This is a genomic window from Isoptericola sp. NPDC055881 (genome assembly GCF_053615895.1).
On record NZ_JBSHCR010000109.1, the window covers coordinates 1 to 8,925 of the forward strand.

Annotated in this window: 10 protein-coding genes; 6 read left to right on the plus strand and 4 right to left on the minus strand. The window is 75.9% G+C overall.

Features of this window, described 5'->3' with window-relative positions; translation table 11 throughout:
- Positions 1-96 precede the first annotated feature (96 nt).
- A complete protein-coding gene (locus ACWGKI_RS19920) occupies positions 97-672 on the minus strand; it encodes a GNAT family N-acetyltransferase (RefSeq protein WP_452189343.1) in 576 nt (191 codons plus the stop codon).
- Positions 673-798: 126 nt separating this feature from the next.
- On the opposite strand from ACWGKI_RS19920, the gene ACWGKI_RS19925 reads away from it, so the two are divergent.
- Together ACWGKI_RS19925 and ACWGKI_RS19930 are read left to right on the plus strand one after the other, a co-directional pair.
- The gene (locus ACWGKI_RS19925; protein WP_452189345.1) at positions 799-1,638 is read left to right on the plus strand and encodes an alpha/beta fold hydrolase; all 840 of its coding nucleotides are present in this window, start codon (positions 799-801) and stop codon (positions 1,636-1,638) included.
- Entirely contained in the window at positions 1,635-3,182 is a 1,548-nt protein-coding gene (locus ACWGKI_RS19930) for a PP2C family protein-serine/threonine phosphatase (protein ID WP_452189347.1), read from the plus strand. The genes ACWGKI_RS19925 and ACWGKI_RS19930 overlap by 4 nt, the downstream gene beginning before the upstream one ends.
- A 36-nt stretch (positions 3,183-3,218) precedes the next feature.
- On the opposite strand, the gene ACWGKI_RS19935 is transcribed toward ACWGKI_RS19930, so the two are convergent.
- A complete protein-coding gene (locus tag ACWGKI_RS19935) occupies positions 3,219-4,028 on the minus strand; it encodes an alpha/beta fold hydrolase (RefSeq protein WP_452189349.1) in 810 nt (269 codons plus the stop codon).
- A 111-nt stretch (positions 4,029-4,139) separates the two neighbouring features.
- Here ACWGKI_RS19935 and ACWGKI_RS19940 point away from each other — a divergent pair, with 111 nt between their 5' ends.
- A complete protein-coding gene (locus ACWGKI_RS19940) occupies positions 4,140-4,685 on the plus strand; it encodes a GNAT family N-acetyltransferase (protein WP_452189351.1) in 546 nt (181 codons plus the stop codon).
- A gap of 1 nt (position 4,686) precedes the next feature.
- Here the strand turns inward: ACWGKI_RS19940 and ACWGKI_RS19945 are convergent, their stop codons facing one another.
- Both ACWGKI_RS19945 and ACWGKI_RS19950 read right to left on the minus strand, forming a co-directional pair.
- Positions 4,687-5,517 carry an acyl-CoA thioester hydrolase/BAAT C-terminal domain-containing protein gene (locus tag ACWGKI_RS19945; RefSeq protein WP_452189353.1) on the minus strand — a complete coding sequence of 277 codons (831 nt, stop codon included), beginning with the start codon at positions 5,515-5,517 and terminating at the stop codon, positions 4,687-4,689.
- A complete protein-coding gene (locus ACWGKI_RS19950; protein WP_452189355.1) occupies positions 5,510-5,989 on the minus strand; it encodes a pyridoxamine 5'-phosphate oxidase family protein in 480 nt (159 codons plus the stop codon). Before ACWGKI_RS19950 ends, ACWGKI_RS19945 begins: the two co-directional genes overlap by 8 nt.
- Before the next feature lie 38 nt (positions 5,990-6,027).
- Between ACWGKI_RS19950 and ACWGKI_RS19955 the strand changes: the two genes are divergently transcribed.
- The 3 genes from ACWGKI_RS19955 (at position 6,028) to ACWGKI_RS19965 (ending at position 8,889) form a co-directional block, all read left to right on the plus strand.
- The gene (locus ACWGKI_RS19955) at positions 6,028-7,083 is read left to right on the plus strand and encodes a nitronate monooxygenase (RefSeq protein WP_452189357.1); all 1,056 of its coding nucleotides are present in this window, start codon (positions 6,028-6,030) and stop codon (positions 7,081-7,083) included.
- Between the two features lie 89 nt (positions 7,084-7,172).
- Positions 7,173-8,015, plus strand: coding sequence for a hypothetical protein (locus tag ACWGKI_RS19960; protein ID WP_452189359.1), 843 nt, complete (start codon positions 7,173-7,175; stop codon positions 8,013-8,015).
- 61 nt (positions 8,016-8,076) lie between these two features.
- Positions 8,077-8,889 carry an SDR family NAD(P)-dependent oxidoreductase gene (locus tag ACWGKI_RS19965; protein ID WP_452189361.1) on the plus strand — a complete coding sequence of 271 codons (813 nt, stop codon included), beginning with the start codon at positions 8,077-8,079 and terminating at the stop codon, positions 8,887-8,889.
- Positions 8,890-8,925: the final 36 nt, after the last annotated feature.

Sequence of the window (8,925 nt, forward strand, 5' to 3'; positions counted from 1 at the left end):
CCTGGATCGAGTTCTACAACACCCGACGCCGCCACCAAGCCCTCGGCGGCCTCCCACCGACCAGCCGGCTGTAACCAACGTCGTGACCGGGTACAGCTAGGCGGCGGGTCCGACGCCTGCCGTGGGGGCCCGGCGCTCGTCCGCGCGCAGGTCGAGCGTGAAGAAGGCGCTGCACGGGTCGGGGACGTAGGCCCCGAACGGACCACAGGGCACGAACCCGTGCCGGGCATACAGCCGGCGTGCGGGCGCGAAGTAGTCCTGCGTCCCGGTCTCGAGGCTCACCCGGGCGTAGCCGCGAGCGCGGGACAGGTCGACCAGGCGTCCCAGGACCGCGGTGGCCACGCCCCGGCCGCGAGCCGTGGCAGCGGTGCGCATCGACTTCACCTCGCCCAGCCCTGTGCCCGTTCCTGCGCCCGTTCCTGCGCCCGTTCCTGAACCTGGTCCGGGCCGAGGCGCCGGCTCGAGCTCTTTCAACGCCCCGCAGCCCAGCAGCGCCCCGTCGGCGTCTCGTGCCGTCAGGAACGTCACCGTCGGTGCCAGCAGTGCGCCGAGGTCCAGCGCGTGGACCGACTCCGCAGGGGAGGTGGCGTGCATGTCGGCCAGGTGCTCGGCCAGCAGCGCGCGCACGTCCGCCCGGCCCGGGGTCTCGGGAGCGAGGATCACGGGGCCCATCGTGCCCGCCGCGCGTTTCGGCCCGGTTTCGCGGCAAGGTGGGTGCCGGGCTCGCGGTGGGCCGGCGGGCCTGGCACGGCTCGGGCGGGTACCCGCGCCGTGGTGGAACGTCTACCCTGAGGCGACATGAGGATCAGCGAGCGCCACGGCGCCCGGACGTCCGGTCCGCAGGACGGTCCGCCCATGGTGTTCGCGCACGGCTTCGGCTGCGACCAGTCGATGTGGCGCTGGGTGGCGCCCCAGTTCGAGTCCGACCACCGGGTGGTGCTGTTCGACCATGCGGGTGCGGGCGACGCGGACCCCACGTTGTACGACCCGCGACGGCACGCGACCCTCGAGGGGTACGCCTCCGACGTGATCGCCCTGCTCGACGACCTCGCCCTGCCTCCGGTGGTGTTCGTGGGCCACTCCGTCAGCGCGATGATCGGTCTGCTCGCGGCCGTGCGCCGCCCGGACCTGTTCGACCGGATGGTGCTGGTGTGTCCCAGCCCCCGCTACATCGACGACGACGGCTACCGTGGCGGGTTCGCGCCCGAGGAGATCGACGAGCTGCTGTCCACGATGGACGCCAACTACCTCGGCTGGTCGCGCGCGATGGCGCCCGTGATCACGGACAACCCTGAACGGCCCGAGATCGGGCAGGAGCTGGCCGCCGCGTTCTGCCGCACCGACCCGGAGATCGCGCGCCACTTCGCCCGCACCACCTTCCTGTCCGACAACCGGGCCGACCTGGCCGCCGTGCGCACGCCCAGCCTCGTGGTGCAGAGCCGCCAGGACGCGATCGCGCCGCCGGAGGTGGGCCGGTACGTCCACGACCACCTGCAGGGATCGACGCTGACCGTCGTGGACGCCGTCGGGCACTGCCCCAACCTCAGCGCGCCCGCCGTCCTCGTCGCCGCGATCCGCAGCTACCTGGCCCAGGACGAGGAGGAGTCCGCGGCGCTGGAAGAGCAGCCCGTCGCATGAGCGAGGCCGCCCGCGCCGACGCCTGGTCCAGGGCCCCCGTGGCGATGCTGCGCCTGGACGCGGACGGCAAGGTGCTGGACGCGAACGCGACCTTCCTGCACTGGAGCGCCGGGCACGCCCCGGGCCGGACGCCACCACCGCCGGTGGACGGCCTGCCCGTGCACCTGCGCGGCACGCCGCTGAGCAGCCTGATCACGGTGGGGGGCCGGATCTACTGGGACACGCACGTCGCGCCGGCGCTCGCGCTGAGCGGCAGCGTGGAGGACGTCGCCCTCGAGCTGCGCACACCTGGCGGTCCGTTGCCGGTGCTGCTCACCGCGCGGCGTCGCGCCCTGGCCCACGGCAGGGGCGGGCACGAGATCGACGTCGCCATGTTCGCCGCCCGCGCCCGTGCCGAGTTCGAGCACGAGCTGGTGCGGGCCCGTACCGCCTCGCAGCTGTGGGCCGAGCAGCTGCGCTGGGTGCAGGAGGCCACCGCCGCGCTCTCCCGAGTCGCGGGCGTCGCACAGGTCCGCGACGCGCTGGTCGCGGCCGTCGGGCGGCACGCCGCTGTCGCGGACGTCACCCTGCACGGCCCCGGCCCCCTCCCGCCGACGGCGCCCGCCCCTGGCCGGCTCGTGGTGCCGGTCGAGGGGGTCCACCGTTCCTGGGGGCACCTCGTCGTCGTGCCGCACGCCCGGCCCGGTGACACGCCGCCCGACCGGGACGCCCTGACGACGATCGCCCAGCAGGGCGCCGTCGCGCTCGACCGGGCCCGCCTGGCCGAGCAGAGCGTGTCCGTGGCCCACGAGCTGCAGCACGCCATGCTGGCCGACGACCTGCCCGAGCGCGCGGACCTCGACATCGTCGCCGAGTACCTGCCCGCGACCAGCGGGCTGGAGGTCGGCGGCGACTGGTACGACGTCTTCGACCTCGACCGGCAACCCGGCCAGCAACCGGACCAGCAGCCGGGGCCCGCAGGCGCCGTCACCACCGGCGGGGTGCTCGCCGTCGTCATGGGCGACGTGGTGGGGCACGGCCTCGCGTCCGCGACGGCCATGGGCCAGCTGCGCACCGCCACCCGCGCTCTGGCCGAGCCGGGCCTCGGGCCTGCCGCCGTCCTCGACCGCCTCGACGGCTTCGTGCGTCACCACGACGTCGGATTCGGCTCGACCGTTCTTTACGCGGAGCTGGACACCGCCGACGCCACCCTCACCTACGCGTGCGCCGGACACCTGCCCCCGCTGCACGTGCGCCGTCACGGCGCCCCCCAGTACCTGTGGGCGGGCCGCTCCACCCCGCTCGGGGTGGGCCGCCTGCCCTGCGGGCGCACCGAGGGCACCGTCCACCTCGACCCGGGCGACGTCGTCGTGCTGTACACCGACGGCGTCGTCGAACGCCGCGACCTGCCCCTGCGCGAGGGGCTGGACGACCTCGCCGGCCGTGCCGCGCACCTGGCCCGGTCAGGTCAGGCCCTGACCCGGCTCGTCGACGTCGGCGCCAACCAGCGCGACGACGCCTGCCTGCTGGCACTCACGTGGCACGGGACCCGCGCGCTCACCTGAGCCCACCTGTACCAGGCCCACTGGCGTCGCCCGACCTCAGGAGGCGTGCACCGCCAGGTCGTCGCGCAGCACGTCCACCAGCAGCGCCCCTGCCTCGTCGGGCCGTTCCAGCACGGGCAGGTGTCCCGCCCAGTCCAGCACCGACAGCTGCGCCGCCGGCACGGACGCGGCCACGTGCCGTGCGCACGCCCGCAGCTGATCCATGTCGTGGGCGCCCTCGACGACGAACGTCGGTACGCGCACCCCCGCCAGGTCGATCTCGACGGGGTCGGGCCCTGGCTCCGGCGCCCCGGCGGCGCTCGCGACCGCGTCCGCGGCGAGCTGGACGTCGAACGCGCGTCGCTGCATCACGGCGAGCGCCTCGCGGGCTGCGTCGTCGGCGTCCGGGCCGAGCCAGGTGGTGACGTTGAGCTGCGTGGCCGCGTCGACGTCGCCGGCCTCGAGCAGGCGCGCCTCCTCGGCGTCGAAGGCGTCGGACGTCGGGGTGTCGGGGACGTCGGGCGCCGCGGGGCACAGCAGCACCAGCCGTCGCACCTTGCCCGGGTGCGCCGTGGCGAGCTCGAGGGCGACCTTGCCGCCGAAGGACGCACCGACGACGGCGGCGTCCGGTGCGCCGAGGTCGTCGAGCAGGTCGGCGAGGTCGCCCGCGTTCGTGTACCGCGGTCCGGGGTCGCCCACGGGCAGCGGGGAGTCGCCGAAGCCGCGCAGGTCAGGGCGGATCACCCGGAACGAGCGGGCGAGGGCCGGGACGACGGCGTCCCACATGCGGCGGTCCGCCACGCCGGCGTGCACGAGCAGGACGGCGGGGGCGCCGGGGTCGCCGGCGACATCATGAGCGAGAGGCATGCGCCGAGACTAGTGCCGAGGTAGCGCGTGCACGGCCCCCGCGGAGCCCGACCCCGACCGAGGTGCCGAGGAGCCTGTGGGGCCCCACGGTGCGACCCCTACGATGCGGCCATGGGTGCACGGCTGCTGTCGAACCTTCCCGCCGAGCTCACGGACGGGAACCTCCGCCTGGACGCCCTGACGCCCGACACGCCTGTCGAACCGTTGTTCGCCGCACTCGACGAACGAGTGTGGGAGCACGTCCCGGGCGGGCGGGCGACGGACTCGGGCGAGCTGCGGGCCAGGCTGGTGCGCAAGCTGCTCGCCGACCCGCCGTGTCGCACGTGGCTCGTCCTCCTGGACGGCGAGGTCGTGGGGACGACGTCGCACTTCGCCGACCCGGTCGACCCGGTGGTGCTGGAGATCGGTGCGACGTACATGGCACCCGCCACCTGGGGCACGGGACTGAACGCCCGGGTCAAGGCGCTCATGATCTCCGCGGCCGCGTCGGCCGGCGCCGCACGGCTCGCCTTCCAGACCGACGAGCGCAACGAGCGGTCGGCGCGCGCCATCCGCAAGCTCGGTGCCCGCCCCGTGGGCAGCCGCCTCGAAGCGGTCCTGCGCCCCGACGGCACGCCGCGCACCAGCCTGCTGTTCCAGCTGGACCTGGAGGGGTGACTCAGCCGGGAAGCCGTAGCGCCCCGCGCACCGCTGTCCACGCCGCCGCGCCGAGGCGCCGGTCTGCGGCCTCGCTGCCCCCGCGGCGCATCGCCATCCCGGCCGCCACCGGTTCCTCGCCTGGCAGCAGCACCCGGTGACCTGCCCGGGGGTGGGTCACGAGCGTCGTCGTGAGCCCGTGCGCGGCGCGGCGCCGCGCGATCGACCCCGCCTGCAGCGTTGCCGGCCACACCTGGTCGTCGCCGCCGGCCACCAGGACCACCTCGGCGACCCGCTCCGCCGCGATCGTCGCCGCGGCCGTGCACGCCGGGTCCGCCTCCCGCGAGCGCCGGTACAGCTCTCGGAAGGACGGCGGGTCCTGGTCGGGCACCCACCCCGGCAGGAACGGCACGAACGGCAGCGGCTGCCCGCCCACCGTCCAGTGCGACGTCTGCCGGCCGTCCGGAGTCACGCCCGCCCACACGACGTCCGACGGCGCGAACGCCACCACCGCGTCCACCCGGGCGCACACCGCTCCCGTCACCAGCGCCGCCTCCGCACCGAAAGACGTGCCCAGCACCACGACGCGGTCACAGTCCGCCGCGAGCGCCTCCACCCGGGCCACGAAGGTCTCCACCGGGATCTCCCACGGCCCCGCGTGCTGCCCCGGGCCCCCGAACCAGCGCACCGACTCCGCCAGCACACCGTGCCGAGCCAGCACGCGCGCCCGCGCCTCGTCGACCCGCCCGCTCGAGCCCGCCAGCACCAGCGCGCCCGTCCCCGCAGGACGCGGGGGGACCACACGCACCCCCTGCGGGCCTCGCAGCCGCACCACGTGGGCCGCGTCAGGCACGCACGCCCCCTGACGTCTCCTCCAGCAGCGGGGGAGAGATGCGGAAGTCCCCCCACCGCGCCCACTCGACCCGCACCCGCAGCACCACGATCCCCGGGTCCGACAACGACTCGACGAACTGCGGGAACGCCGCCGCGTACGCCGCGACGCACCGCTCGCGGGTGGCACCTGAGGGCACGTCCGCCACTCCCTGCACCTGCAGCGTCGTCCCGCCCGGACCCCCCACCACCACGGCCACCCGCCCGTCCCGGGCCACGTTGCCCACCTTGCGCGAGGCCGCCCGCGCGTCGAAGACCAGCTCGCCCACGTCCGTCACCGCTACGGCCAGGTACGCCGCCTGCGGCTCACCTTCCGGTCCCAGCGTCGAGACCACGCCGTCGCCCACCGCGCGCACGTGCGCGACCAGCCGCCCGAGCGTGAGCCGCCCCGGGACTCCCGACCTCGCACCGTGAAGACCGTCCGTCACGCTCATGCCCGGACCCTAGCGCCGCCGGATGGCACCATGCCCCCATGGGCAACCGACTCCTGGACTCCGACCTGCCCCTGGTCGCCGCCCCGATGGCCGGCGGCGCCACCACCACCGACCTCGTCGCCGCCACCGCGGACGCCGGCGCCTTCCCCTTCCTCGCCGGCGGGTACCAGCACCCCGAGGCCCTCGCCGCGCAGATCCACGCCGCACGCAGCCACGCCCGCCCCTTCGGCGTCAACCTCTTCGTCCCGCCCGCCGACGGCGCTCCCGTCCTCGACACCGCGGCGCTCACGGCCTACGCGCGCCGGATCGCGCCCGAGGCGACCGCGCTCGGCATGGAGCTCGGCATGGAGCTCGGCCTTGAGGCAGACCTCCCGGCCCGCGCGGACGACGACGCGTGGGCCGCCAAGGTGGACCTCCTGCGCCGCGACCCCGTGCCCGTCGTGTCGTGCACGTTCGGGCCGCCGCCCGCGTCCGACGTCGCAGCACTGCGCGCGGCCGGATCCCTCGTCCTCGTCACGGTCACCACACCGCAGGAGGCTGCGGCCGCCCAGGCTCTCGGCGTCGACGGCCTCGTCGTGCAGGGACCCGGCGCAGGCGGGCACAGCGGCACGTGGGACCCCGCACGGCGGGTGGACGACGGCGCCACGGCCGACGTCGTCGCAGCGGTGGCCGCCCGCACCCGGCTGCCGCTGGTCGCCGCAGGGGGAGTGGACGGACCACGGGCCGTGACGCGTCTCCTCGCGGCGGGCGCGCAGGCCGTCGCCGTCGGCACCCTCCTGCTGCGCACGGACGAGTCGGGCGCCTCTGCCACGCACCGTGGGGCGCTCGCCGACCCGCGGTTCGGGTCCACCACCGTCACGCGAGCCTTCACGGGCCGGCCGGCGCGGGCGCTGCGCAACGGTTTCGTGGAGCGTCACGACCGCGCCGCCCCGGTGGGCTACCCGCAGGTGCATCACCTCACCCGCGAGCTGCGGCAGCGTGCCGCGGCCACCGGCGACGCGGACCGGCTGCACCTGTGGGCGGGCACGGGGTACCGCGCGGCGCGCACCGGGCCCGCGGGCGAGGTCGTGCGCGCCCTCGCCGCCAGCCTGTGACGGGCAACTGGGCGTCGAAGGTCCGGGCCGGCCTCGTGCGGGCTGCGCGCCGGGCCGCGTCGAGGGACGCCGTTCGCTAGGTTGCGGTCATGAGCCTCGCCTGGGACCCGCCCTCGGTGGTCCACGCCGCGGCCGACTGGTCCTGGGCGCCGCCAGACGCCGAGCGCGTCACCACCGACGTCACCCTCACGCGATGGCCCGCGTGGGCGGGCGGGCGCGTCGTGCTGACAGGGCTCGCCTCCACGCGGTCGCCCGACGACGTGCTGTGCGCGGCCGTCGAACGGGCCCGGGCGTGGGGGAGCGACGCCCTCGGCGTCTGGGTGACGGCGGGAAGCACCCCTGACCTGACCGGTGCGCTGCTCGCGCACGGGGCGCGCCTGGAGGACACCGTGGAAGTCCTCGCTCTCCCGCTGGGCGAGCACGCGCACCCTCCCGTCGTGCCGCACTCTGGGGTGGCGCCGCACTCTGGGGTGGCCCCGGGCGCTCGCGGCGGGTCGGTCGTCGTGCGGCGGGTCGAGGACGTGTCAGGGCTGCGCGACGCCGACGCCGTCGACACCGTGGTGTGGGGCCAGCAGCCTTTGGACGACGACCGTCTCGCCGAGGCCGCCCGCGCCCTCGGCGCTGACGGTGCGGAGGCTCGCGTCGTGGCGTACCTCGGTGGCGGGCCGGTCGCCACCGGCGGCGTCACGCTCGCGTCGGCACCGCATCCCGGCCTCGGCTCCGTCGCCCGGTTGTGGGGCGCGGGCACGTTGCCCGGTCACCGGGGGCGTGGCGCCTACCGTGCCGTCCTCGCGGAGCGCCTTCGGATCGCCCAGGGCGCCGGCGCCTCGCTCGCCCTCGTCAAGGGACGCGTGAGTACCTCGGCGCGCATCCTGCGCAGGGCGGGATTCGACCTGTACGGCGAGGAGAGGTGCTACCGCCTCGCGCTGTGAGGGTCGGGCACCCCAGGGATCGACGGAGGCCCGCACCAGGGCCTCAGCAAAGGAGAAGACCGTGACCGGACGTTTCGAAGGGCGCGTCGTGCTCGTCACCGGCGGTGCGCACGGCATCGGCGCCGCCACCGTGCGCCGCCTGCACGCCGAGGGCGCGGCCGTCGTGGTCGCCGATCTCGACGCCGATGCCGCGGCGCGCATCGTGGACGAGCTCGCGTCCCGCTCCTCCGCCGGCCCTTCTGCCAGCCCTTCTGCCGGCACGCCCGCGGGGTCCGTCTCGGCCGTCGTGTGCGACGTCCGCGACCGGACCTCGGTCGACGCCGCCGTCGCGGCCACCCTCGAACGGCACGGCCGCCTCGACGTGCTCGTCGGCGTCGCCGGCGGCGACCACCCCCACCCCACCCTGCTCGACGGCATGGACGACGCCACCTGGGCCGCGGGCGTCGACCTCAACCTCGGTGGCCCCGCACGCTGCGTGCGCGCCGCGGCACCGCACCTGCCCCGAGGCGGCGCGATCGTCCTCGTCGGCTCGGTCAACGGGCTCCAGGCGTTCGGCGGGGAGGACTACTCCGCCGCGAAGGCGGGCCTCGTCTCCCTCGCGCAGAACCTCGCCGTCAGCCTCGGGCGCCGGGGCGTGCGCATCAACGTCGTCGCCCCCGGCACCGTGCGCACCCGGGTCTGGGACGACCGCACGCCCGACAAGTTCGTCCCCCTGTACCCGTTGGGCCGCATCGGAGAGCCCGAGGACGTCGCGGCCGCCGTCGCGTTCCTCGCCTCCGACGACGCCGCCTGGATCACCGGCGTCACCCTGCCCGTCGACGGCGGCATCCTCACCGGCCCCATGACGGCCTTCCAGCAGCTCGACGTCGACTGACGCGAACGCACCGGCGGGCGCGGGGGGGGCGGCCCG

What these genes read in the sequence shown, in the direction of transcription:
- ACWGKI_RS19920 (WP_452189343.1), bottom strand. Translation starts at nt 672, where the DNA reads ATGGGCCCCGTGATCCTCGCTCCCGAGACCCCGGGCCGGGCGGACGTG.
- ACWGKI_RS19925 (WP_452189345.1), top strand. Translation starts at nt 799, where the DNA reads ATGAGGATCAGCGAGCGCCACGGCGCCCGGACGTCCGGTCCGCAGGAC.
- ACWGKI_RS19930 (WP_452189347.1), top strand. Translation starts at nt 1,635, where the DNA reads ATGAGCGAGGCCGCCCGCGCCGACGCCTGGTCCAGGGCCCCCGTGGCG.
- ACWGKI_RS19935 (WP_452189349.1), bottom strand. Translation starts at nt 4,028, where the DNA reads ATGCCTCTCGCTCATGATGTCGCCGGCGACCCCGGCGCCCCCGCCGTC.
- ACWGKI_RS19940 (WP_452189351.1), top strand. Translation starts at nt 4,140, where the DNA reads ATGGGTGCACGGCTGCTGTCGAACCTTCCCGCCGAGCTCACGGACGGG.
- ACWGKI_RS19950 (WP_452189355.1), bottom strand. Translation starts at nt 5,989, where the DNA reads ATGAGCGTGACGGACGGTCTTCACGGTGCGAGGTCGGGAGTCCCGGGG.
- ACWGKI_RS19955 (WP_452189357.1), top strand. Translation starts at nt 6,028, where the DNA reads ATGGGCAACCGACTCCTGGACTCCGACCTGCCCCTGGTCGCCGCCCCG.
- ACWGKI_RS19960 (WP_452189359.1), top strand. Translation starts at nt 7,173, where the DNA reads ATGAGCCTCGCCTGGGACCCGCCCTCGGTGGTCCACGCCGCGGCCGAC.